A 24,640-nucleotide genomic window follows, 5' to 3' on the forward strand; every position below is an offset into this window, starting at 1 on the left:
TTCAATTCTTTTGCTCTTCACAAGAGCAATGGTGCGGAAGGAGAGACTTGAACTCTCACACCTTGCGGCGCCAGAACCTAAATCTGGTGCGTCTACCAATTTCGCCACTTCCGCTCTATATTGCTTGGCACTGAAAACAAAATGGTGGCTACGACGGGATTCGAACCTGTGACCCCATCATTATGAGTGATGTGCTCTAACCAACTGAGCTACGTAGCCATCTTGTTTTCTCTGGGGTATGCCCCAGAGTGCGGGGCGCATTATGCGAATAAGCTAGCTACCCGTCAACCTTTTTTCCTTGGTTTTTTCAGTGATCCGTCGCCTTCGCTGAGATTTTGAGCAAGAAGGAACGTTTTCTTATCTATTCCTGCTAAATGTCGAGAAAGTAAAGGGTGTTAAAAAGAAAAAAGCTGGCAAGAAGCCAGCTTTGGGATTTGTGTAAACGCTGAGAAAAAATCTATACGTTAAAGCGGAAGTGAATAACATCGCCATCTTTGACGATATATTCTTTGCCTTCCAAGCGCCATTTGCCAGCCACTTTTGCGCCAGCTTCGCCGTTGTGCTCGATGAAATCGTTATAGCCAATGATTTCTGCGCGGATGAAGCCCTTTTCGAAGTCAGTGTGGATCTTACCCGCTGCTTGCGGCGCAGTTGCACCCACAGGAATAGTCCATGCACGCACTTCTTTCACGCCTGCAGTGAAGTAGGTTTGCAGGGTTAGCAAGTCGTAGCCCGCACGGATCACGCGGTTCAGACCAGGTTCTTCCAAGCCCATCTCTTCCAAGAATACCGCTGCTTCATCTGCTTCTAGTTCAGACAACTCGCCTTCGATTTCAGCACAAACAGCAACAACTGTAGCGCCTTCTTTTTCAGCGATCGCGTGCACGATGTCTAGGTATGGGTTGTTTTCAAAACCGTCATCGTTAACGTTCGCGATGTACATGGTTGGTTTCATGGTCAGGAAGTTGAGGTAATCAACGGCTGCTTTTTCTTCTTTAGTCAGTTGTACTGAACGCAGCATGTTGCCCTCTTCCAATACTGGAAGCAGCTTCTCAAGCACCGCGATCTCGATTTTCGCGTCGCGATCACCGCCTTTCGCTTTCTTTGCTTGGCGCTGAATGGCACGCTCACACGCTTCCAAATCTGACAGTGCCAGTTCGGTATTGATGACTTCAATGTCGTCAGCAGGGTCTACTTTTCCCGCAACGTGGATGATGTTGTCGTTCTCGAAACAGCGAACCACGTGACCGATCGCGTCAGTTTCACGAATGTTTGCCAGGAATTTGTTACCTAGACCTTCACCTTTTGACGCACCAGCAACTAGACCTGCGATATCTACGAATTCCATCGTGGTTGGCAAAATACGTTGTGGGTTAACGATTTTCGCAAGCGCATCCAGACGCAGATCAGGCACAGGTACCACACCCGTGTTTGGCTCGATAGTACAGAACGGGAAGTTTGCCGCTTCGATACCGGCTTTGGTCAGAGCGTTGAACAGTGTTGATTTACCTACGTTTGGCAGGCCAACGATACCGCATTTAAAACCCATGAGATGGTAACCTTTCGTTAAAAATATTATTGCGCCTTGAATGTATGAAGGCGGTTCTGCGCCTTGGCCAGATCATCTTTCAGCAGAATGTCGATACAGCGAACGGCTTCGTCAACAGCTTGCTCGATTTGGCTTTGTTCATTGGCAGGGGCTTTGGTTAATACAAAACCCGCTACTTTGTCTTTGTGACCGGGATGTCCGATCCCGATGCGAAGACGATAAAACTCTTTGTTGTTGCCCATTTTACTGATGATGTCACGCAGACCATTATGTCCGCCATGACCACCACCTTTTTTGAACTTGGCAACACCCGGCGGCAAGTCTAGCTCATCATGAGCCACCATGATTTCTTCCGGTTTAATTTGGAAGAAATTCGCCAGAGAAGCCACTGATTTACCGGACAGATTCATGAATGTGGTTGGGACCAATAAACGCAGATCCTCGCCACCCACACTGATTCTGGCCGTTAAACCGAAATATTTTTTGTCTTCTTTCAGTTGCACATTATGAATACGTGCTAATTCTTCAACGACCCAAGCCCCCGCATTGTGACGGGTTTTTGCATACTCTGGTCCAGGATTCGCCAGACCCACTAAAAGACGAATTTGGTCGCTCACGGTGAGATTCTCGTTGTAATTATTGTCATCAGTTAGGCTATCAAGATCAGATGACGTCACCCGACCACCGCTAAAGGCGGCATATCCTAACACTATACGCAAGCGACCTCAAAATGATGCCGCAAAGAGATTGCCTTTGGGATGTCAGGTAAAACAAAAACGCCCCGCAAAAGCGAGGCGTTTTTCTCTAACAAGGTGTCGATTAAGAATCGAACATTGCAGAGATTGATTCTTCATTGCTGATGCGGCGAATGGCTTCAGCCAGCATGCCTGACAATGTCAGCTGGGACACTTTACCCGTCGCTTGCATTTCTGCACTCAGCGGGATTGAGTCGGTGACAATCACTTCGTCAATCACAGAATCTTTGATGTTTTGAGGCGCGTTACCTGAGAATACCGCGTGTGTTGCGTAAGCGAATACACGCTTCGCGCCACGGTTTTTCAGTGCTTCTGCTGCTTTGCACAGAGTGCCACCGGTGTCGATCATGTCGTCAACGATGATGCAGTCACGGCCTTCAACATCACCAATCAGGTGCATAACCTGAGACACGTTTGCACGTGGGCGACGTTTATCGATGATAGCGATGTCAGTGTCGTCCAGCAGTTTTGCTGTTGCACGAGCACGTACAACACCGCCGATGTCTGGAGAAACGACCACTGGATCTTCCAGTTTCTTCGCCAGCATATCTTCAAGCAGTACCGGTGTACCGAAGATGTTATCTACGGGTACATCGAAGAAACCTTGGATTTGCTCTGCGTGTAGGTCAACCGTTAAAACGCGGTCAACACCGACGTTAGACAGGAAGTCTGCAATCACTTTGGCAGTGATTGGAACACGCGCAGAACGCACACGGCGATCTTGGCGAGCGTAACCAAAGTAAGGGATCACAGCGGTGATGCGACCAGCAGATGCACGACGCAGTGCATCGATCATCACAACCAATTCCATTAGGTTGTCATTGGTAGGTGCACACGTAGACTGGATAACGAATACGTCGCTACCCCGTACGTTTTCGTTGATTTGTACACACACTTCGCCATCAGAAAAACGGCTAACGGTAGCGTCACCTAGTGACATATATAGGCGATTCGCAATGCGTTGGGCGAGCACAGGCGTTGCATTACCAGCAAACAGCTTCATATCAGGCACGGTGGAAAACCTCGGGGTTGTATCCATTGAGTTTTGTCTGTCTCATTGTTTCTGCGCTTTTAGCGTGGTTAGGAGCGGTGAGGTGTTCACACCACGAGCTACAAAACCAGTGAGCCAGTCGGGCAATTTGTTAAATGTTAAACGGGCGTCATCCTCATTTTCGAACTCCGCGAAAATACAGGCACCTGTTCCTGTCAATCTTGACGGCGCGTATTCTACCAGCCACGAAATGGCCTTATCAACCTTTGGAAACAACTCTCTGACTATCTTTTCGCAATCGTTTTCGTAATTTCCCGCCAATAGCACATTTAATGCACGTTTTGGCGTGTTGCGAGTCAGGTTAGGATGACTAAAAATTTTTGCTGTCGCGATACTAACATCCGGTTTTGCGACCAGATACCATTTTTCTTCAGCGTAGGCGGGTTGGAGTACTTCGCCAACACCTTCTGCAAATGCTGTCACACCGCGCACAAATACCGGGACATCGGCACCCAGCGTCAGTCCTAGCTTTGCGAGTTCATCGTTTGATAGCGCGGTACGCCAAAGGTGGTTCAATGCAACCAGTGTAGTTGCTGCATTGGAAGAACCCCCTCCAAGCCCGCCACCCATGGGAAGAATTTTCTCAACATGAATATGCGCGCCCAGTGCACAGCCTGACTGGGCTTTAAGCAACATGGCTGCGCGATAAATCAGGTTTTCCTCAACGGCGACCCCTTCAATGTCTGGCGAAAGGGTGATTCTGTCTGATTCATTAGGCGTGATACGTAATGTGTCACCATAATCGAGAAATTGAAACAGGGTTTGTAAATCATGGTAGCCGTTTTCGCGCTGGCCTGTGATATACAAAAAAAGATTAAGCTTGGCAGGTGAAGGCCAAGTGCTGGTGCTTGGGCATTTTTCTATTGCTTGTTGAGTCATAGCCGATTGTGTCATTGCGGGTAAATCCACTCCGAAATCACCAGATTCACTTTTTGCACGTTCTGGTTCATTTTAATTTTGGCGGGAAGCAAGCTGTTGGTGTTGGCATCATAGGCACTGTATTCAAGTTGCCAGCCAGGTTGATTGGTGTCAGCCTTGTTTTCACTTAGAAAGGCCAGACGATTGTCGGCGCCCAAGGTGAAATCATTTTGCTCGGTAGGCAGGCCTTTTATCCATTGCGTCATGTCATCAACGGGTAAAGCAATGCCAGTTAGTTTCTGCAATAGGCTAGCGGCATCTCGACCCACGTAGCGCTGCCCTTCATTATCCACCAAAATAGCCATGTTTGGTGTGGCATCGAGCGTAAATAGGGTGGTACCAAGGAAATTGGTTAGCCTCAAAGAGAGTTCGTCGTCTTTTTGTTGCCAGAGGAAATTAGCAGAAACGCGCTGTTCTGGACTGATCAGGGCCACTTTGCCTTTCGCAGTGAAGTTTTTAATTTCTGTAAGCGTGTCTTGATGGGTTTGCCATTCAGTAGAAGGTGCAGGTACAGATGAGCATCCTGAAAGGGCGAGAAAACCCAACATGAAGGTAAGAGCAAGCCTGATAGTGCGAGACATGGTGAAACTCCGTTTGTGCAGCTGTCGCCGATAATTATACAGATAATTGTCGGCAATCATCAGTGGCTTATCCGCGACAGAACAAGAAATTTCCCGTAAACGGGTCCATCATAGATAAAGCTCACCAAGACGTTAAATTTAATGGACGATTAGTTGTTGAAAAAATGGACGAAAATTTTGCTTTGAGGGCGAAATAGTCACACTTCTCACTGTTAGCAGAGATAGGAAACTAATGTTATCTTTTATTCGACGAGCCCATAACGTAAAATCCACGGTTCGGATTTCACCTGGCGCTGTCGGTAACCCTGCTTAATGAGCTTGTTAGTTCTCGGAATTAATCATAAGACCGCTACGGTCGATTTGCGTGAAAAAGTGGCTTTTTCACCGCAACAACTTCGCGATGCGCTACACCAGCTGAAAGAAAAGCAGGTTGTGCAGAGTGGGGTCATTGTATCTACCTGTAACCGAACCGAGATCTACTGCGAGTTAGACCAACCAAGTCCTGGTGCTGTTGTCGATTGGCTTCGTGAATTTCACAGCCTCGACAGTGATGCGTTGCTTCCTTGTTTATACACACATCATGACCAAGCTGCAGCACAGCATTTAATGCGTGTTGCCTGTGGACTAGATTCGCTTGTGTTGGGTGAACCTCAGATCTTAGGCCAAGTGAAACAAGCCTATGCAGATTCTGTTGAACTTAATGCGATCAGTGGCCCATTAGAGCGTCTGTTTCACAAAACTTTTACGGTAGCCAAGCGTGTTCGAACCGAAACTGACATTGGCGGCAATGCTGTTTCTGTTGCGTTTGCGGCTTGCTCACTGGCTCGTCAGATTTTTGAATCATTGGAAGCATCGACCGCGCTATTAGTGGGGGCAGGTGAAACTATCGAGCTTGTTGCCAAGCACTTGTTCGAGCACGAATGTAAAAACATTATCGTGGCAAACAGAACCCGTGAAAGAGCCAAGCCGTTTGAAGACGCTTTTGGGGCAAAAGTGATTTCGTTGGAAGAAATCCCTGAGCACATGCACAAGGCAGATATTGTGATTAGCTCAACGGCCGCTCCATTGCCGATTATCGGTAAAGGAATGGTAGAAAAAGCCTTGAAAGCGCGTCGTCATCAGCCCATGCTGCTGATCGACATTGCAGTGCCACGAGATATTGAAGAAGAGGTGGGCGAGCTGAATGACGCCTATCTGTATACCGTTGATGATTTACATTCGATTGTTGAACGCAATCGAGAACAACGAAAAGCCGCAGCTGTTCAGGCTGAAGCCATTGTTGAAGAAGAAAGCCATGGGTTTATGACCTGGATGCGTTCACGCGACGCCGTGGACAGCATTAAACAATATCGTGCAGATTCTGAAGCACTAAAAAATGAATTGCTTAGTAAAAGCTTACAAGCGCTGGCTAGCGGTGCAGACCCACAAAAAGTGCTGGCTGAACTGAGCAATAAACTGACCAATAAATTGATCCATGCGCCGACTCAGGCCATGCAGGAAGCTGCCAGAAATGGCGACGAGCGTACACTCGACACGCTGCGTCAGAGCTTAGGTTTGGATCCCCTGAAATAGTTGTAAAACTTACTATGAAACCATCTATTCTTGCCAAATTACAAGCGCTCGCTGAGCGTTACGAAGAAGTGCAACATCTACTGGGTGATCCTGGTGTTATCGGTGACCAAAACAAATTCCGAGCCCTGTCCAAAGAGTACAGCCAGCTGGAAGAAGTGACCAAATGCTTCAACTTGTACCTGCAAGCGGAAGAAGACTTGGCTGCGGCTAAAGAAATGGCGGACGAAGACGATGCTGAAATGCGCGAAATGGCGCAAGAAGAAATCAAAACCGCCAAAGCAGAAATCGAACGTTTAGAAGAAGAACTTCAAGTTCTGCTGCTGCCAAAAGATCCTAACGATGACCGTAACTGTTTCTTGGAAATTCGTGCCGGTGCGGGCGGTGACGAAGCGGGTATATTTGCCGGTGACTTGTTCCGCATGTACAGCCGCTTTGCAGAATCAAAAGGCTGGCGTGTTGAAGTCATTAACGCCAATAGCTCTGAGCAGGGCGGTTATAAAGAGATGGTTGCTAAGATCTCTGGTGATGGTGCTTACGGCGTGATGAAGTTTGAATCAGGCGGTCACCGTGTTCAGCGTGTACCTGCAACAGAATCGCAAGGTCGTGTTCACACCTCAGCGTGTACGGTCGCAGTGTTGCCAGAAGTTCCAGAGGCTGAAATCCCTGATATTAACCCTTCGGATTTAAAAATCGACACCTTCCGTTCGTCGGGCGCGGGTGGTCAGCACGTCAACACCACTGATTCTGCTATTCGTATTACTCACTTGCCAACGGGCACAGTGGTGGAATGTCAGGACGAACGTTCACAGCACAAGAACAAAGCCAAAGCGATGTCTGTACTGGCAGCGCGTTTGATTAAAGCGCAAGAAGAGAAACTGGCTGCCGAGCAGGCAAGCACACGACGCAACTTGCTAGGCTCTGGTGACCGATCGGATCGTATCCGCACTTATAACTATCCGCAGAGTCGCGTGTCTGATCACCGTATCAACCTGACGATTTACCGTCTCGATGAAGTGATGGAAGGCGATATGAATTGCTTGATCGAGCCAATCGTTCAGGAATTCCAAGCAGACCAATTGGCGGCGTTGGCTGAACAGCACTAATGCCAATCAGTATCGAACATGCGCTGCGTGATGCGGCGCTTTTGTTAGCCGAACACCAAAGCCCATCACCGAGGATTGACGCCTCGGTGTTGCTTTGTCATGTGCTTGATAAACCGAGCAGCTACTTGTACACCTGGTCGGACAAAGCTTTGTCGGAGCAAGAAACCAAAGACTTTGAAGCACTGATTGAACGCCGCAAATTGGGCGAACCTGTTGCTTACATTATTGGTTATCGCGATTTTTGGTCGTTGCGGCTGAATGTCGAACCCAGCACATTGATCCCTCGTCCAGATACCGAGCGGTTGGTTGAATTGGCTCTAGAGCGATTACCTAAGCGCGAAGGAACAGTGCTAGATCTTGGTACGGGAACGGGTGCTATCGCATTGGCTATCGCAGCTGAGCGCCCCGATATTCAAGTCACGGGTGTGGATTTACGACCTGAAGCGGTGGCACTTGCTCAACGCAATCAGAAAGAAAACCACATTACCAATGCGCAGTTTCTGCAAAGCAGTTGGTTTGGTGCAGTGCCAGCACAAACCTTCACCATGATTGTCAGTAACCCGCCGTATATCGATCCCGAAGACCCGCACCTTTCGCAAGGTGATGTGCGCTTTGAGCCGAAAACGGCATTAATTGCAGATGACCATGGTTTAGCGGATATTCGCCATATTTGCCAGCACAGCCCTCACTATCTTGATCGCGATGGCTGGCTGCTGATTGAGCATGGTTACGATCAAGGTCAAGCGGTGAGAGCATTGTTTACCGAGGCAGGGTTTAGCGATGTTGAAACCCTGCAAGACTATGCGGGGCAAGATCGTGTTACGCTAGGTCGTTCGACGCATTAATCGCTGTTATCCCCCAAGTTCTGCTGACAATGTGAATTGTTGACAGAGAAAACTATCAATAACGAAATAGAGAATTACGGATTATGTACGCTGCATTGAAGCACTCCCACTTTTTGTTTATCGCCTTAAGCGTAAGCCTTTTTATTCTTCGTTTTGCATGGCTCATGATGGGCAGCAAAATGTTACAGAAAAAGTGGGTTAAAATCGTTCCACACATTATTGATACAGGCCTATTGGCAACTGGTGTTGCGCTGATTTTTGTGACGGGCTTTATTCCTTTCACCCCAAGCGCAGTGTGGATGACAGAAAAATTGACCTGTGTATTGGCTTATATTGCGCTGGGCTATGTGGCTCTGCATTATAGTCAGGGCACCTTGTTTAGACTCTTTGCCTTCTTTGGTGCTTTAGGTTGGGTATTTGCCGCCGCTAACTTAGCTATCACCAAAACACCGCAGTTATTGGGGTAATAATGATCGAGTTTACTGATCAGGAATTAGATGCGCTGACGATGGTTGAGGGTGCTTTAGCACTCAATGCCGCTATCGATCCGACCACATCCATGCATTGGGTGCGTGCGGAGCTAGAGCAGCTTGCCAAGGACGCAGAACATCTCTTGGCAGGCGAAATTAACGATGAACTTCGTCTTGAAGGCTTGCTCCGCTTGTTCTACAAGGAGTGGGGTTTCAAAGGCGACTTCGAGCAGTACTTTGCATCCGACAATGCTTTTGTCGAGAAAGTACTGAAGCGTCGTAAAGGCATCCCTGTCAGTCTGGGCGCCATTTTTATCTTCTTTGCCGATCGTCTTGATTTGCCGCTAGAACCTGTTGGTTTTCCGACTCAACTGATTCTGAAAGTAGATTGGCATCATCGTGAAGCGCAGTATATCAACCCGTTTGACGGCGAGTTCTTATCGCCGCGAGTATTGCGCGGTTGGCTGGTGGGTAAAGAAGGATCGATGGCGAAATTGTTGCCAGAACACCTTGAACCTACTGATAACCCAACCTTGATTGGTCGTTGGCTCGCTGTGATCAAAAGTGCGTTACTGCGAGAAGAAAACTATGCCATGGCGTTGCGTTGCAGCGAACTCGCACTGTCTTTTAGCCCTGATGACCCGTATGAAATTCGAGATCGTGGCTATATCTTCCAGCAGTTAAAATGTGACTGGGTAGCCGCAGAAGACTACGAATACTTTATCGCTCAGTGCCCTAACGATCCGGCCGCTGAGCTATTGAAACTGCAGGTCAAAGTATTGACCGCAGAAGCCCCTATTTTCCATTAATCAGGAATGTAGCATGACAGCACAAAAAACAGTTCAGATTGGCGATATAAACGTTGCTAACGACAATCCATTTGTTCTTTTTGCCGGAATGAATGTGTTGGAATCTCGCGATCTTGCCATGCAGATCTGTGAGCATTACGTAGAAGTCACCCAAAAACTGGGCATCCCTTACGTATTCAAAGCGTCATTCGACAAAGCAAACCGTTCATCCGTGCATTCTTATCGCGGTCCTGGCCTCGATGAAGGCATGAAAATCTTCCAAGAGCTGAAAGAAACGTTCGGCGTGAAAGTGATCACCGACGTGCACGAAATTTGGCAGGCTCAACCTGTCGCTGAAGTCGTTGATGTGATCCAGTTGCCTGCATTCCTTGCTCGTCAAACTGATTTGGTTGAAGCATTGGCAAAAACGGGCGCGGTGATTAACGTTAAAAAACCGCAGTTCATGAGTCCAGGCCAAGTGGGTAACATCGTGGACAAGTTTGCTGAATGTGGTAACGATCAAATCATTCTATGTGAACGCGGTTCATGTATGGGCTATGACAACTTGGTTGTTGATATGCTCGGCTTTGACGTAATGAAAAAAGCCAGCAATGGCAGCCCAATCATTTTTGATGTGACGCATTCACTTCAGTGCCGTGATCCACTCGGCGCGGCGTCTGGCGGCCGTCGTTCACAAACGGTTGATTTGGCGCGTGCAGGCTTGGGCACCAAGATTGCGGGTCTGTTTATTGAAGCACACCCAGATCCAGACAACGCGCGTTGTGATGGACCTTCTGCATTGCCATTGGACAAGCTAGAGCCATTCCTGAAGCAAATGAAAGCATTGGATGATCTGGTGAAAAGCTTTGATGATCTAGATATTCGCTAAGGCGTTTATTTCGATAATCGAGCGCTCAAACTCGCGCTCAAACTAATGAAATACAAAAGCCGGCTTGTGCCGGCTTTTTCATGATTTTTCGTGAGATGCATTAATGCGCTGGCATCAATGTGTCTTACAAATGAAAACGAGAAATTTCCGCATTTAACTGTTTAGACAAGTGTGACAGCTCGCTCGCTTGTTGGGTGGCATTGATGGCTTCGTTTGCTAACTCATCAGAAGCCGTGCGCACGGCTTCAGTATTACGCGTGATCTCTGCTGTTACCAAAGATTGCTCTTCTGCCGCAGAGGCAATTTGTGTCGCCATATCACTGATGGTGGAAACCGAGGTCGTGATTTGCGACAAGCTGTCGGTGGCGCTATTCGCATCTTCAACGCTCGTGGTTGCAAGATGACGGCTGCCTTCCATGATCTTAACGGCTGACTGCGTGGTGCTTTGCAGCGTTTCTATGGTGGACTGAATTTCACGGGTTGAATCATGGGTACGCTGGCTTAACACACGAACTTCATCGGCAACAACCGCAAAGCCACGACCTTGTTCACCCGCACGCGCAGCTTCAATCGCTGCATTCAAAGCCAACAGATTCGTTTGCTCTGCAATGTCCTGAATGGTCGACAAAATAGAGTTGATGCTTTGGGTATGCGATTGCAGTTCAGCGATAACAGACGTTGCCGATTCAACTTCTACTGACAAGTTACCAATTGATAGCTGGCTTTGTTTAACCTGGGAAGCCCCTGATTGCGAAGAGCCAACAGCATCTTGCGATAGCTTCGCGGTATTTTCAGCGCTGCCTGCGATCTCCTGTGTTGCCGCTGCCATTTGGTTAATGGCGGTGGCAACCATGTTGATTTCATCTTGCTGACCGCGAATACGTGCACTTCGAATACCAGCTTGATCAGCCGCGTTATTCGCTTGCTCTGACAACGATTCACCCACGTTCTTCAGGTGAGAGACCATGGTGTGCATATTGGCGACAAAGGTATTGAAATTATGGGCAAGTTGACCCACTTCATCGTTGCTATGAGGGGTAAGGCGCTGAGTGAGATCGGCATCACCGCTGGCAATTTCAGCCATTGCCGTCGCTACACGATTGAGATCGCGAAACAGCACGTTCACCAGCCACACTGATAGAACTAATACGATTAGCGTCACGGCGAGACTGGTCAGAATCAGTGTGGTGACGGCTTTGTTGTGCTCAGCCAGTTCCGTTTCCATGTCCATTTCAATACCGATAAACCATTTGGCTTGTGGTAATTGAGTGAAGAAGTAGGCTTTTGGGCTGCCATTGAGCGTGCTTTGTACCAAATCACTGTTCTGCTCGGCTTGACGCACGAGTGACAGATTTAGCGCCGCGTTATATTGGGTAATGGGCTTGCCGTTAAGCGCAGGGTTTTTGTGCGCTATCAAGGCACCACTGTGACTGAACAGCATACCAAATGCGTTTTCACCAAAGTTAAACTGCGACAAATCGCTGACCACTTTGCGAAGGCTAATATCACCACCCACCACACCGGTAAGCTGACCGTTTTTGTAGATCGGCGTGGCTATTGTCACCATGGTTTCGCCTGTCAGTGCGTCACGGTATGGGTCAGTGAAAATCGTTTTGCTTTCTTTGACTGCTGCAAGGTACCAAGGACGCTGTCGAGGATCGATATCGACGTTTGCACCATTGGCCAAAACAAGTGTGCCATTGGTTTGCGCGTAGAATGTCATGGAAAATTTGGCGGATAATTGAAGCATTTCGAGTGCGTTGACTTCATCGCCATGCGGCATGGTTTGAATAAAACCAGACATCGCCACTGCGTGAGTCTCTAGCCAATCGGAGAAGCCCACTTTCGCCACTTGAGACAGGCTTTTGACGCGATACTCAAGACTTTGTTGAGTTTGCGTGGACAGTTGATTAGCCGCCAATAATGAAAGGATCGTTGCCATTGCAATAACGGCAATTAGGCAGGTGCCTATGAGTTTTTGTTTGAGAGTGAGTGTCATCTTACGTTCCTTGCAGCTTACGCGATAATTCATGGGAAGGGCGTTAAGAGCCATTGGTTATTTTTGTTATTGGTATGTCGTGTTGTATCGACTCAGGTCATATTTGCTTTAGCAAAAAGAAGTCATTTTGTGATTTTGTGTCAAATTAAGAAGGAGTGGCGTGGTTTCTTATTCAGACGTTTAGACGGCTATTTATTGACGTGGTGTGCGTTTCCTTTTACTCTGCGCTCAACCTCACAAAAAATATGCAACATGGCGTGACATGACACAGAAGCAATTAGACATTACACCTTCAGCGCTAGCGCTATTGCCTTTAGGGCTTTTTCTGTGCCTTTTCATTGGTACGGGCGTTTATTTCTCCACCCAGAATATTGAATTTGCGTTTTATCAGCTTCCCGCTCCGATAGCGGTGCTGCCAGCCATTATGCTGGCCGTGTTGATGAGTAAAGATAAATTGAACACAGTGATTGGTCAGTTTATCGAAGGCGTATCGCATCGTGATATCACGGCAATGTGTCTGATTTATTTGCTGGCTGGGGCATTCTCTGCAGTCGCAAAAGCCACGGGCGGCGTGGATGCGACGGTTAATTTAGGCTTGGCAATACTCCCTTCTAGTTTCATTCTGCCTGGCTTATTCCTCATTTCTGCATTTATTGCGACATCAATGGGCACCTCCATGGGCACTATCGCCGCGGTTGCTCCTGTTGCATTGGGTATCGCCGATAGCACAGGCATTGATGCCGCGCTGATGGCGGGTGTGGTGCTCAGTGGTGCCATGTTTGGTGACAACCTCTCCATTATTTCTGATACCACTATTGCGGCGACTCGCTCGCAAGGGTGTCAGATGAAAGATAAATTCCGAGAGAACGTGAAAATTGCGGTTCCAGCTGCGCTGGTCACATTGGTGATTTTCTTTTTTGCCAATGAAGTCACACAAGCCCCCGTTGCGGGTAGCATTGATTGGTTGGCAGTATTGCCGTATCTGACCATTCTGGCGTTAGCGGTGTATGGCATCAATGTGTTTGTTGTGCTGACGATTGGCATTGTCTTCGCGGGTATCGTAGGTCTAGTGCAAACCGACGGCTACAGCGTGATGACCTTCAGTCAGGATATCTACGCAGGCTTTGGCAACATGCAGGAAATCTTCCTGTTGTCTTTGCTTATTGGCGGTCTGGCAGAGCTAATGCGCCAGCAGGGGGGCCTTGCTTTCGTCACGGAAAAGCTCAGCAAACTTATCATGTCCCGTGCTGATAAAGCGGCGAAAAAAGGTTCACCGCGTGCGAGTGAGGCAGGGATTGCACTTCTGGTCAGTATGACGAACTTGTGCACGGCCAATAACACCGTCGCCATCATAGTGGCAGGTGGCGTGGCGAAAGAGCTGTCAACGCAACATGATGTGGCACCAAAACGCAGTGCGAGTTTGTTGGATATATTCTCTTGTGTGATTCAAGGCATGTTGCCTTATGGTGCGCAGGCGCTTTTGCTGGGTTCAATTTTTGAATTGTCGCCACTTTCCGTCGTTGGACAATCTTATTACTGCTTCCTTCTGGCGATTTCAGCGGGTTTTGCTATCGCGCGATCAAAGGGGCAGCACACGGCGAAATAATCGCCAGAAACACCCTGTAGCCTCGGCACCATGTCTACCTATGGGGTGTTTTTCAGTGATCTGGATGGCAGTTTGTTGAAAGAACAATGTGATGGTTGATGGATATATTTAGACTGTTTCGTGAAGATGGAAAAAGTCTACATCAATCAAGCTAGAAGCTGGACTTAGCGCCAGCTTTATCGTTCCCAACAAATATAGGTAACACCCATGAAGGATCGCCTTTCTCTCAAGCTAGCCATTAGTGCTGCATTGCTGGCCTCGTTGGCTGGCTGTTCAACCACCACTGAAACCACGGAAGTTGTTCCAGGTTGGCAACCAGACACCACCTATAACGTCACTATTCTTCATACCAATGATAACCACGGTCGCTTCTGGCATAACCGCCACGGTGAGTACGGTATGGCTGCACGTAAGACCCTGATTGATAAACTGCGCGCGGAAGCAGAAGCGCAAGGTTCTTCTGTACTGCTGTTATCTGGTGGTGATATCAATACGGGCGTTCCTGAATCTGACCTGCTTGACGCAGAACCTGATTTCAAAGGCATGACCATGATTGGTTACGACGCAATGGCGTTGGGTAACCACGAATTTGATAACTCACTTGACGTATTAGAAAAGCAAATGCAGTGGGCCGATTTCCCCATGCTGTCTGCGAACATCTACGACAAAGCAACGGGTGAGCGTAAATATCAAGCGTTTGAAATCTTTGAGAAAAATGGCTTGCGCATTGCGGTCATCGGCTTGACAACAGAAGACACCGCGAAGATTGGTAACCCAGAATTTATTGGTGAGTTGGAATTCCGTGACCCGAAAGCAGAAGCGAAAAAGCTGATTGCTGAGTTAGAGAAAACGGAAAAGCCAGACATCATTATCGCGACCACGCACATGGGTCACTATGAAGATGGCAACCGTGGCATCAATGCACCCGGTGACGTAGCGCTAGCACGTTATTTGGACGGCGGCTCACTTGATATGATTGTGGGTGGTCACTCACAAGAGCCTGTTTGTATGGAAGGTCCGAACGTTTACAACAAAACCTTCAAACCAGGTGATGAATGTAAGCCTGACAATCAAAATGGCACTTGGATTGTTCAAGCCCATGAGTGGGGCAAGTACGTCGGTAAGGCTGATTTTGAATTCCGTAACGGCGAATTGAATCTGGTTTCTTACAACTTGATCCCTGTTAACTTGAAGAAAAAAGTCAAAGTTAACGGCGAAAGCAAACGCGTGTTCATTCAGAATGAGATTCCAAAAGACAAAGAAATCTATGACTTCCTGAAGCCTTACCAAGAAAAAGGTCAGGAGCAACTGAACGTTAAGATCGCAGAAACCAACGGTAAGTTGGAAGGTGACCGTAACGTGGTTCGTTTCCAACAGACGAATCTGGGTCGTATGATTGCTGCTGCACACAAAGATCGTGCAAAAGCTGACTTTGCAGTGATGAACTCAGGCGGTGTACGCGATTCTATTGAAGCGGGCGACGTGACTTATAAAGATGTTCTGACTGTTCAGCCATTTGCTAACATGCTGACTTACACAGACATGAGCGGTGCGGAAGTACTGGATTACCTGAACGTGGTAGCAACCAAACCGGTTGATTCTGGTGCTTACGCCCAGTTTTACGGTATTGCAATGACCATTGCGCCAGAAGGCGTGAGTGATGTTGTCATTGGTGGTGAGCCACTGGATACAAATAAAACGTATCGTTTCACTGTGCCAAGCTACAACGCGGCAGGTGGTGATGGTTATCCGAAACTGACGGATCATCCTGGCAACGTCAATACGGGCTTTGTAGATGCAGAAGTGCTTAAAGACTTCTTAGAGAAAAACTCGCCAATCGACGTAAACAAGTATGAGCCAAACGGCGATATCGTTTACAAGTAAACGCACCCGAGTTGAAGCGCGAGTAAATACACGCGCTATGACGCTCTAAACAAAAAGGCACTGGTGACGGTGCCTTTTTTTATGTCATTATCAACGCAGTATTAGTAAGGTCATTCGCCATTAACATGACGTTGGCCTTAGTCACGCTTGAGAGTAATCACTATGACACCGGCCATCACCCTTGCAGAAAAATCTGGCATTCCGTTTAACGTTCATAGCTATGAGCATGATCCTAGTAACACAAACTTTGGTCTTGAGGCGGCATCTGTACTTGGGCAAGATCCTGCTCGTGTATTCAAAACCTTATTGTTTGCCATGAATGGCGATCCCAAAAAGCTTGGCGTCGCCATTGTTCCAGTGGTCGGTCAATTAGACTTAAAAGCGGCTGCTAAAGCGGCGGGGGCGAAAAAGGCAGAAATGGCAAATCCTGATATTGCTGAGAAAACTACGGGTTATGTGGTGGGCGGTATCAGTCCTTTGGGTCAAAAAAAACGCTTACTGACACTTCTTGATGCGAGCGCAGATCAGTTTGAGACGATTTATGTCAGTGCGGGTCGCCGCGGACTAGAAATCGAACTCGCGCCAGCAGATTTGGTGGCACTAACACAAGGAAAGATGGCTGCAATTGGAAAGGAGAGCAAATGATGCGCAAAGAATTACCCGCATTCATACTGATGTGCTTACCATTCTCTGCGGTGGCAGATAAGTCTGAATCAGCACTTCTAGCTTGCTACAAGGCGCACGAAACCCATGTTGAAGTGACGGCTTGCCTTGATAATTATTGGCAGGCTGCACAGGCCGAATTGGACAAAACTGAGGCTGCGCTCAATACGCACTTCGTGAAACTGGATCAAATTTCATCGGTATCTAACGCTGTGGCAGCAGAAAATAAAGCCGTTGCTAGCTTTGAAGTGTGGCGAGAAGAGCAGTGCAAGATGGTCGAAGCCAGCTATGCCTCTGGTACTGGCAGCGGACAAGGTTATCTGAGTTGTATGATTGAACTCACCAATGAGCAGGTTGCTCGTTTAAATGGACTGATGGGTGTGAAGGGGAATGCCGAGTGAGTTTGTCTGTTTGGTTAAGCCTGGTATTGGTCTGCATGTTGGGGGCGATGTCCCCAGGGCCTAGCTTGGTCGTGATGGTTCGCCATAGCCTTGCTGGTGGGCGCTTACACGGTATTGTCGCCGCATGGGCACATGCCTTGGGAGTGGGCTTTTATGCGCTGCTCACCTTGCTGGGTTTGGCCGTTATCTTAAAAGAATCACCAACGGTATTCACGTTTATTACTTATGCAGGGGCGGCGTACCTTGCTTGGTTAGGGATTAAATCGCTACGCGCAAAAGGCGGCGTGGCAGCAAAACTCGAAAAAGGTGAAAAAACCACGCTATTGGAAGCGGCAAGAGATGGCGCAATGATCTCAGTGCTTAATCCAAAACTCGCTTTGTTCTTCTTGGCTTTGTTTAGTCAATTCGTTGCGATTGGCACGGATACCTTCAGCCGATCGGTGATTGTCGTGACGCCGTTCTTGATTGACGGTTTGTGGTACACGCTGGTGGCACTGGTTCTCTCATCTAGCCGCATGCTGGAGAAGCTAAAACAAAACGCAGTGTTGATTGATAAGCTTTGTGGGCTGGTGTTGCTAGGTTTAGCTGCGCGCGTGATTGTGACGCTGTGACCTAAGTTAATTTGCGATATAAGAAAAAGGAGCGACATTCGCTCCTTTTTTGCGTGATTTGTCCAACGAACAAGGGCATTTCTATCCCTTACGGTGCAAATGCCGTTCGCGTGTCTCTAATTTCTTTTCTTGGCTCTTTTTGATCAGCACGTAAACCGCGCCGGCTCCACCTTGATGACGCAGTGCAGAGTGGAAGCATTGCACATCACTGATCTGTTCAAGCCACTGGCACACGTAGCTTTTCATCTGAGCTTGAGGCGTAGAACGTTCACCTTTGCCATGCACAACAATAACAGTACGAATATCCATACGTTGGCATTGCTTAAGAAACTTGAGAATTTCTTCCCGTGCGTCTTTCAGCGTGAACTTGTGAAGATCCAGTCGAGCCTGAATATCATACTTGCCCAAGCGAAGTTTCTTGAACACACCATCCTGAACACCAGCACGCTTGTAAGCAACGGTATCGTCAGGCTTTAGCATCTTGGCATAATCAAGAGAGAGGTACTGCGGATCGCCGTCTGAGAGCCTCTGCGCAGCGAGTTGACGTGCGAGTTGAGCGTCCGAGGGTTTGTGCGGATGACTGGTTCTTTCAATTGTATCGTGATCGATAGGCGCTACATCAGCCATCATTTCCCGAAAAATTTCGGACTCATTATTACCGTTCATAGTCGTTACGGATTGGTGAAGCATCGCTGGAGTATAATTGTAATTTGCGCGTAGGTCTCGTAGATCGTGTCGCGGAAAATGTCCCAATGCACAAAATTGCGGCAAACCGCGTTGCTTACAACACGAAAAAAAAGCCAGCGCACCTTCTATGCTCTGGCGTAAGCAACTAAATATATTTATTCGCTTTTTAAGCGCGATCAGTTAGATTCCGGCTCTTGCAGTGCTTTGTACACAAAGAAACCACCCATGAACGTGATCATGCCAATGGCAACAAAAATGACGATCATTGAGGAGAGGCCAATTGCGTTTCCGAAAAGTAGGTCTAACCAGAAGTCCATTTTTGTGATTCCTATGTCTATGAAAGTTAAGACTAGGTTGCCAATTGGTGAATGATTCATCGATGATCCAGATCAAGTGAATGGTGTGTTAGTGATTCGTGATATTTCAACTGTGCTCAAGGTCGCAAATTGCTTCCGATTGATGATCCTTTGAGCGAACGGTCCGTAACGAACAAAAATCGCGACAAAACACTTGAGTCTCGTACGAGGATGAGTATTATAGCGACCTCTGAGACGCACAACGTCACAGAGTTTGTCGGTGAATAGCGCAGTTTTGTGGCGCATCCGGCTCTTGGGAGTAGCGGACCAGAGGGTGACCCTCTGAGATTACTTCGAAGAAACACAAAAATGTTCGGTAAATAGCGCAGTTTGGTAGCGCATCCGGATCTTGGGAATAGCGGACCAGAGGGTGACCCTCTGAGAGCATCTCAAAAAACGCAAAATCTCGGTGAATAGCGCAGTTTGGTAGCGCATCTGGTTTGGGACCAGAGGGTCGGGGGTTCGAATCCCTCTTCACCGACCACTTTTAGGCAGACAGCCGCCTCTGAGTAATCAGGAAGTGTTGTGATTCGGTGAATAGCGCAGTTTGGTAGCGCATCCGGATCTTGGGAATAGCGGACCAGAGGGTGACCCTCTGAGAGCATCTCAAAAAAACGCAAAATCTCGGTGAATAGCGCAGTTTGGTAGCGCATCTGGTTTGGGACCAGAGGGTCGGGGGTTCGAATCCCTCTTCACCGACCACTACTTTATCATCTTGGGATATCTGAGATGAAATGTCGGTGAGCCAGAGGCTCATGGGTCGGGTACGGAAGGCCGCCCCGTTCGAATCCCTCTTCACCGACCACTTACTTTATCATCTTGGGATATCTGAGATGAAACGTCGGTGAGCCAGAGGCTCATGGGTCGGGTACGGAAGGCCGCCCTTTCGAATCCCTCTTCACCGACCACTTTTAGGCAGACAGCCGCCTCTGAGCAATCAGAAAGCGTTGTGATTCGGTGAATAGCGCAGTTTGGCCGCGCATCCGGATCTTGGGAATAGCGGACCAGAGGGTGACCCTCTGAGAGCATCTCAAAAAAACGCAAAATCTCGGTGAATAGCGCAGTTTGGTAGCGCATCCGGATCTTGGGAATAGCGGACCAGAGGGTGACCCTCTGAGAGCATCTCAAAAAAATAGCAAAATCTCGGTGAATAGCGCAGTTTGGTAGCGCATCTGGTTTGGGACCAGAGGGTCGGGGGTTCGAATCCCTCTTCACCGACCATTTTTTAAGGCCTCGCAGCAATGCGAGGCCTTTTTCGTTTGGTTTGATAAGTCATGCGTGCCGCATGATGGTCGGGTACGGAAGGCCGCCCCGTCCGAATTCCTCTTCACCGACCAAACATTGAAAAGCCTCGCAGAAATGCAGAGGCTTTTTCGTTTTTTGGCTGCTGAGAGTGTAACAAAATCAGAATTGTCACTGCGTTGGAGGGGGTGTTTACGTTAAACTGAATTCACTTTCAGCGCGTATCGCGCCCACGTTGTAAGGACATCTCATGCGCAAGTCATTCATCATCTGGTTCATTCTGCTTTTCGTGGTTTCTATGCTTGTCACAAATGTGGTGGTTAGCGGCTAAGTTTTACGACCCACCTTCTCGCGACAGGAGCGCCGAAATGTCGCAATCGGCTTTTCGGCTTTCAGTTAACGTTTCAATGGTAAACCCTTTGCTTTCGAGCAAAGCAAGTAAGCCCTCTTCGCCATAAAAATGAAGTGCACCGACAACAACCGTGTAAGTGCCATTAGTAAAGCGACCCGTATCACTTAATTGCTGTACCCAATTTTCATTTCTGTCTGTGAATATGACGTGTTCCAGCACACCCGCCTCTTGCATCATGTCATCAACGATTGCCGTCATGGTTTGGCTGTCGCCGCTTTCCCAAGCGCTGAACATGCAAGGTAGTAGTGCTTTCGAGTCTTCCCAGTAGTTCAGGGTGTCTGCGAGCAACGGTAGGCCGTCTTTTCCCATTGAAGCAATCATATCCAGTTGTTCTTGAACCGTTTCAAACGCAATGATTGGGATATCTTTTTTTTGCGCCAGAGAGAGAAAGTGCAGATCGACCCCAAGGGTTGCGTCGAGCCCAAACTGCGCACTTTGCGCCTGTTGAATGGCCATAGCTGCTTGCCATGGCGGCATGTTGTATAAGGCGATTTCGGGTACCCCAATCTCTTGGGCTATCTTAGTCAGACGGCGAAGTTCTTGTTTGTTCAGCAGAGATTTTGTTGTTGCTCCCTGCGGGATATCAAACTGGGTATCTCTAGTCAGATCGGCTTCAACGATTAAGCCTTTGGCGTGTGAGAAAGGGTCGAGAATGCTGCTAGGAAGGGGATAGAAATCAGGTTTGCCCATATGGACAGAACCCATCAACACAAAAGTCAGTTGCCCTTTTTTTGCTTGCCAAACGGTGGGTTCGGCGAGCGAGAAAGTGCAATAAAACAACGAGAAAAGAACGGTGATTACTTTAAGCATTGAGCCTCCATACCGATGAAGTCTAAGTGTGGAGACCCAGTGCAAATAAGTCACTATGCGTTGTTAGTTGTGGCTGTTGAATACCATTGTCATGCCATTTTTTGAGAAACCGATCACGTCATAAGCATCTTTTTGATCACCGTATTCCATGCCCGGTGAGCCCATCGGCATGCCGGGAACAGCAAGGCCCGCAAGCTTAGGCTTTTGTGCTAAGAAGTCTTTCACGTCACTGGCTGGGATGTGGCCTTCAAATACGTAGCCATCAATCACTGTGGTATGGCACGAAGCGAGCTGCGGTTTGATGCCAAACTTTTGCTTGATGGGGTTCATGTTCACATGGTCTTCGGCGGTCATCTCGAAGCCATTGTCTTCCATATGTTTAACCCACTCTTTACAGCAACCGCAATAAGGGGATTTATACGTGATGCCTGCCGCTGCAAAAGAGCTTGCTGAAAGAAGAGCGAGGGAAAAGGCGGCAAGTTTAGGTAGAGTTTTCATGATTATCTCCTCAGTATTTTCAAGATTTTTATCGCCATGCGCACTCAATAAGGGCGCATGGTTAAATGTTTTGTTTTGTTTTATTGTTTGTCTTTCTTGCTAGACAGCCAGAACCACCAAATGATTAAAGCAATCAGACCAATACCAACCAGATTAACCAACATGATGACCTCCTTTGCGAGGCTTAAACCAGCGCAGTCGATTTGCGTTACTCACCACGGTGATGGAAGACAAAGCCATGGCAGCGCCCGCTACCACGGGGCTTAACAATGCGCCGGTGAGGGGGTATAGCACACCTGCTGCAATGGGAATACCCAGAGAATTGTAAACAAATGCGCCAAACAGGTTCTCTTTCATATTACGTAACGTTGCTTTTGACAGTTCTAGCCCATCAGTTGCAGCATCAATGGAATGACGCATCAGGGTCATTTGCGCACTTTCAATCGCAACATCGCTACCGCTGCCAATAGCGATGCCTACTTCGGCTTTCGCAAGCGCAGGCGCGTCGTTAATCCCATCACCTATCATGGCGACTTTACGGCCTTGAGCTTGTAGCGTGATAATGGCGTCGGCTTTGCCATCAGGCAGCACCCCTGCAATCACGTCATCAATGCCTGCAAGTGCCGCGATGGCGTTGGCGGTGTCAGGGTGATCGCCCGTTAACATCACGACCTTGTAGCCCAAACTCTTCATGCGTGCGACGGCACTGACCGAATCATGTCGTAGTGGATCGCTGATGCCAATTAGACCGATCAACCTCGTACCTTGGGCGAGATAAACCGCCGTTTCACCGCGTTTTGCTTGTTTCGCTGCAGCGTCGCTTGCGCTGCTCACGTCCACGCTTTTTTCTTCCATCAGACGCGCATTACCTAACAGGTAAGTGTCACCGTCGATGACAGCTTGAAGTCCTTTGCCAGGAATACCTTCAAATTGGTCGATATTCGACAATGTCAGTGATTTGTTCTTGGCCGCATCGAGTACTGCTTTTGCTAGCGGGTGCTCTGAGCCTTGCTCTAAGCTTGCGGCGAGTTGCAGAACAACATTATCGTCGAGTCCAAAATTTACCAATGACGTGACTTGAGGTTTACCCTCTGTCAGCGTGCCAGTTTTATCCAAAACAACCGTATCGACGCCTGCCGCATGTTGAAGCGCTTCTGCATCACGGATTAACACGCCGAGCTCAGCCGCACGCCCAACGCCTGTGGTGACGGACATGGGCGTTGCTAACCCAAGAGCGCAAGGGCAGGCAATGATGAGCACTGTGGTCGCTGTGACCAGCATGAAGCTGAGTTTTGGATCAGGGCCGAAGTTGTACCAACCCAACGCAGTGAGAATCGCAATGATCATCACAGTTGGGACGAAAATCGACGATACCGTGTCAGCCATTCTTGCTAGGGCAGGCTTACTGCTTTGCGCCTGACGAACAAGATTGATGATGCGTGACAACATGGTGTCGCTGCCAATGCCTGTGGCTTTAAACAACATGCTGCCGTTTTGGTTGACGGTACCCGCATGCAAAGTATCACCGAGCGTTTTTCTTACTGCCAATGGCTCGCCTGTGAGCATGGATTCATCGACAAAGCTATCACCGCTTTCTACGATGCCATCGACAGGAATTTTTGAACCCGGCTTGATGCGAAGCACCATGCCAGCGGTGACGGCAGCCAGTGGCACTTCACGTTCTTGCCCGTTTTCGACAACTAGCGCGTTTTGTGGCTGCAGATCGAGCAGTCGATCCAATGCTTTAGAGGTTGAAGCACGTGCTTTGGCTTCAATGGCATGACCAAGAGTCACCAAGCCAAGGATCATGGCTGTGGCTTCGAAGTAAACATGCCGAGCTTGCTCAGGGAACAGTGTTGGTACGACAACAACAGCAGTCGAATAAAGCCAAGCAGACCCTGTGCCTAGCGCCACCAAGGTGTCCATGGTGGCCCTATGATGACGCGCTGATTTATACGCATCGACAAAGAAATGTTTGCCTGCTGTGCACAGCAAGGCGAACGTCATGACAGCAACAATGCCCCATGCAATTTGGCTGGTAGTGCTGTTAACGGTCATTGAACCACCGAACAGACCCCACGCCATTAGCGGTGCGCCTAATCCTAACGCCAACCATGTATTGCGTTTGTGTTCAGTAAACTGCTGCGCATGCATGGTGGCTTGGCGCTCGCGACGTGTTGTTTCATCTTCACTAAGTTCTGCGCCATATCCAGCGTCTTCAACCGCGTGAATCAGAGCTGCGGCAGGGGCGTGACCGGATACCAGTGCGGTACGCTCGGCCAAATTGACGTTCACGCTATCAACGCCAGCAACGCCTTTTAGTGCTCCCTCAACCGAAGAGACGCAGCTAGCGCAGCTCATGCCTGACAAAATGAATTGTTGTGTCACGTTGTCAGTTATTTGGTTTGTGGCCACGGTATCTTTTACTGACTCAGCATCGATAGACAGTGGTGGTGATTGATCCACTGATTCAGTTTGTGCCTCAGCGTTAGCCTCAGTGCCTGCGATCACTTCGTCTTGCAGATCTGGCACCTGATAGCCCGTTTTTTCGATAATAGCGACAATGCCCGCCCTGTCGATTGTGCCTGTCACTGTCGCTTCTGTTTTGCTCACAACGGCATAAAAAATGGTGTCGCTTTGCTCGAAGGCACTGGTGAGTTTGGCAATGCAGCGTCCACAGCTCAACCCTGCCAATGGCACGGTGAGGGTTTCTCCCACTTGATAGCCTAATGACTCGACCGCTTCGATGACCTCTTTAATCGGCGCATCTGCATTTATCGTCAGGGAGGTTTTGTCAGCGGTGACAGACGTAACCCCTTCAATCGCCTCAACAGCCGCCATGACTTTGCGCGCACAGTTCATACAACTGAGCCCTGCCAGAGGCAGAGTAATCAGCGCCGGTGCTTGTTCTGGCACGGTTGGGTTAGTCAATTTAGTATCAGCCATAGCG

Annotated in this window: 23 protein-coding genes and 5 tRNA genes; 14 read left to right on the forward strand and 14 right to left on the reverse strand. The window is 48.5% G+C overall.

The annotated features are described in order from the left end of the window. Positions 1-29 precede the first annotated feature (29 nt). The 7 genes from AB8599_RS03725 to lolB form a co-directional block, all read right to left on the reverse strand. Positions 30-114: transfer RNA gene (locus AB8599_RS03725), tRNA-Leu, on the reverse strand. 28 nt (positions 115-142) lie between these two features. Then, positions 143-219, reverse strand: a tRNA-Met gene (locus AB8599_RS03730). Between the two features lie 238 nt (positions 220-457). Beyond that, a complete protein-coding gene (ychF, locus tag AB8599_RS03735; protein WP_407332457.1) occupies positions 458-1,549 on the reverse strand; it encodes a redox-regulated ATPase YchF in 1,092 nt (363 codons plus the stop codon). 26 nt (positions 1,550-1,575) lie between these two features. Continuing rightward, positions 1,576-2,166, reverse strand: coding sequence for an aminoacyl-tRNA hydrolase (gene pth / locus AB8599_RS03740; protein WP_407333168.1), 591 nt, complete (start codon positions 2,164-2,166; stop codon positions 1,576-1,578). Positions 2,167-2,368: 202 nt separating this feature from the next. Further along, positions 2,369-3,316: a ribose-phosphate pyrophosphokinase gene (locus AB8599_RS03745; RefSeq protein WP_026024034.1), complete on the reverse strand. Its 948-nt coding sequence runs from the start codon at positions 3,314-3,316 to the stop codon at positions 2,369-2,371. Positions 3,317-3,358: 42 nt separating this feature from the next. Next, a complete protein-coding gene (gene ispE, locus AB8599_RS03750; RefSeq protein ID WP_407333169.1) occupies positions 3,359-4,234 on the reverse strand; it encodes a 4-(cytidine 5'-diphospho)-2-C-methyl-D-erythritol kinase in 876 nt (291 codons plus the stop codon). 11 nt (positions 4,235-4,245) lie between these two features. Further along, on the reverse strand, positions 4,246-4,854 hold the full coding sequence (gene lolB, locus AB8599_RS03755; RefSeq protein ID WP_407332458.1) for a lipoprotein insertase outer membrane protein LolB: 609 nt from the start codon (positions 4,852-4,854) through the stop codon (positions 4,246-4,248). A 312-nt stretch (positions 4,855-5,166) separates the two neighbouring features. On the opposite strand from lolB, the gene hemA reads away from it, so the two are divergent. The 6 genes from hemA to kdsA all read left to right on the forward strand — a co-directional run bounded on the left by hemA (position 5,167) and on the right by kdsA (position 10,521). Next, the gene (hemA, locus tag AB8599_RS03760; protein ID WP_407332459.1) at positions 5,167-6,426 is read left to right on the forward strand and encodes a glutamyl-tRNA reductase; all 1,260 of its coding nucleotides are present in this window, start codon (positions 5,167-5,169) and stop codon (positions 6,424-6,426) included. 14 nt (positions 6,427-6,440) lie between these two features. Next, complete coding sequence (gene prfA / locus AB8599_RS03765; protein WP_407332460.1) at positions 6,441-7,529, forward strand: peptide chain release factor 1; 1,089 nt, start codon at positions 6,441-6,443, stop codon at positions 7,527-7,529. Beyond that, on the forward strand, positions 7,529-8,374 hold the full coding sequence (gene prmC, locus AB8599_RS03770) for a peptide chain release factor N(5)-glutamine methyltransferase (protein ID WP_407332461.1): 846 nt from the start codon (positions 7,529-7,531) through the stop codon (positions 8,372-8,374). The genes prfA and prmC overlap by 1 nt, the downstream gene beginning before the upstream one ends. A gap of 83 nt (positions 8,375-8,457) precedes the next feature. Continuing rightward, entirely contained in the window at positions 8,458-8,841 is a 384-nt protein-coding gene (locus tag AB8599_RS03775; protein WP_407332462.1) for a SirB2 family protein, read from the forward strand. Between the two features lie 2 nt (positions 8,842-8,843). Further along, positions 8,844-9,653: a SirB1 family protein gene (locus AB8599_RS03780; protein ID WP_407332463.1), complete on the forward strand. Its 810-nt coding sequence runs from the start codon at positions 8,844-8,846 to the stop codon at positions 9,651-9,653. Positions 9,654-9,666: 13 nt separating this feature from the next. After that, the gene (gene kdsA / locus AB8599_RS03785; protein ID WP_407332464.1) at positions 9,667-10,521 is read left to right on the forward strand and encodes a 3-deoxy-8-phosphooctulonate synthase; all 855 of its coding nucleotides are present in this window, start codon (positions 9,667-9,669) and stop codon (positions 10,519-10,521) included. Positions 10,522-10,645: 124 nt separating this feature from the next. On the opposite strand, the gene AB8599_RS03790 is transcribed toward kdsA, so the two are convergent. Together AB8599_RS03790 and AB8599_RS03795 are read right to left on the reverse strand one after the other, a co-directional pair. Then, complete coding sequence (locus AB8599_RS03790; protein ID WP_407332465.1) at positions 10,646-12,520, reverse strand: methyl-accepting chemotaxis protein; 1,875 nt, start codon at positions 12,518-12,520, stop codon at positions 10,646-10,648. 313 nt (positions 12,521-12,833) lie between these two features. Beyond that, positions 12,834-13,016 carry a hypothetical protein gene (locus AB8599_RS03795; RefSeq protein ID WP_407332466.1) on the reverse strand — a complete coding sequence of 61 codons (183 nt, stop codon included), beginning with the start codon at positions 13,014-13,016 and terminating at the stop codon, positions 12,834-12,836. Here AB8599_RS03795 and AB8599_RS03800 point away from each other — a divergent pair. The 5 genes from AB8599_RS03800 (at position 12,960) to AB8599_RS03820 (ending at position 17,685) form a co-directional block, all read left to right on the forward strand. Continuing rightward, positions 12,960-14,126, forward strand: coding sequence for a Na+/H+ antiporter NhaC family protein (locus AB8599_RS03800; RefSeq protein ID WP_407332467.1), 1,167 nt, complete (start codon positions 12,960-12,962; stop codon positions 14,124-14,126). The genes AB8599_RS03795 and AB8599_RS03800 overlap by 57 nt on opposite strands. Before the next feature lie 207 nt (positions 14,127-14,333). Further along, positions 14,334-16,010 carry a bifunctional UDP-sugar hydrolase/5'-nucleotidase UshA gene (gene ushA, locus AB8599_RS03805; protein ID WP_407332468.1) on the forward strand — a complete coding sequence of 559 codons (1,677 nt, stop codon included), beginning with the start codon at positions 14,334-14,336 and terminating at the stop codon, positions 16,008-16,010. Between the two features lie 162 nt (positions 16,011-16,172). Beyond that, on the forward strand, positions 16,173-16,655 hold the full coding sequence (gene ybaK, locus AB8599_RS03810; protein WP_407332469.1) for a Cys-tRNA(Pro) deacylase: 483 nt from the start codon (positions 16,173-16,175) through the stop codon (positions 16,653-16,655). Continuing rightward, entirely contained in the window at positions 16,652-17,074 is a 423-nt protein-coding gene (locus AB8599_RS03815) for a lysozyme inhibitor LprI family protein (RefSeq protein ID WP_407332470.1), read from the forward strand. Before ybaK ends, AB8599_RS03815 begins: the two co-directional genes overlap by 4 nt. After that, positions 17,071-17,685, forward strand: coding sequence for a LysE family translocator (locus AB8599_RS03820; protein ID WP_407332471.1), 615 nt, complete (start codon positions 17,071-17,073; stop codon positions 17,683-17,685). Before AB8599_RS03815 ends, AB8599_RS03820 begins: the two co-directional genes overlap by 4 nt. Positions 17,686-17,766: 81 nt before the next feature. Here the strand turns inward: AB8599_RS03820 and smrA are convergent, their stop codons facing one another. Both smrA and AB8599_RS03830 read right to left on the reverse strand, forming a co-directional pair. Then, complete coding sequence (gene smrA, locus AB8599_RS03825) at positions 17,767-18,351, reverse strand: DNA endonuclease SmrA (protein ID WP_407332472.1); 585 nt, start codon at positions 18,349-18,351, stop codon at positions 17,767-17,769. Positions 18,352-18,548: 197 nt separating this feature from the next. Further along, positions 18,549-18,689: a DUF3149 domain-containing protein gene (locus AB8599_RS03830; RefSeq protein WP_407332473.1), complete on the reverse strand. Its 141-nt coding sequence runs from the start codon at positions 18,687-18,689 to the stop codon at positions 18,549-18,551. A gap of 446 nt (positions 18,690-19,135) precedes the next feature. Between AB8599_RS03830 and AB8599_RS03835 the strand changes: the two genes are divergently transcribed. The 3 genes from AB8599_RS03835 (at position 19,136) to AB8599_RS03845 (ending at position 19,949) form a co-directional block, all read left to right on the forward strand. Further along, positions 19,136-19,212: transfer RNA gene (locus tag AB8599_RS03835), tRNA-Pro, on the forward strand. 141 nt (positions 19,213-19,353) lie between these two features. Further along, a tRNA-Pro gene (locus tag AB8599_RS03840) sits at positions 19,354-19,430 on the forward strand. 442 nt (positions 19,431-19,872) lie between these two features. After that, a tRNA-Pro gene (locus AB8599_RS03845) sits at positions 19,873-19,949 on the forward strand. Positions 19,950-20,304: 355 nt separating this feature from the next. On the opposite strand, the gene AB8599_RS03850 is transcribed toward AB8599_RS03845, so the two are convergent. The 3 genes from AB8599_RS03850 to AB8599_RS03860 all read right to left on the reverse strand — a co-directional run bounded on the left by AB8599_RS03850 (position 20,305) and on the right by AB8599_RS03860 (position 24,636). Next, on the reverse strand, positions 20,305-21,192 hold the full coding sequence (locus tag AB8599_RS03850) for a TraB/GumN family protein (RefSeq protein ID WP_407332474.1): 888 nt from the start codon (positions 21,190-21,192) through the stop codon (positions 20,305-20,307). 63 nt (positions 21,193-21,255) lie between these two features. Continuing rightward, positions 21,256-21,690 (reverse strand): DUF411 domain-containing protein, encoded by a 435-nt coding sequence (locus AB8599_RS03855; protein ID WP_407332475.1) that lies wholly within the window; start codon positions 21,688-21,690, stop codon positions 21,256-21,258. Between the two features lie 153 nt (positions 21,691-21,843). Further along, a complete protein-coding gene (locus AB8599_RS03860; protein WP_407332476.1) occupies positions 21,844-24,636 on the reverse strand; it encodes a heavy metal translocating P-type ATPase in 2,793 nt (930 codons plus the stop codon). Positions 24,637-24,640 lie beyond the last annotated feature (4 nt).

Source organism: Enterovibrio litoreus, assembly GCF_045679545.1.
GTDB lineage: Bacteria > Pseudomonadota > Gammaproteobacteria > Enterobacterales > Vibrionaceae > Enterovibrio.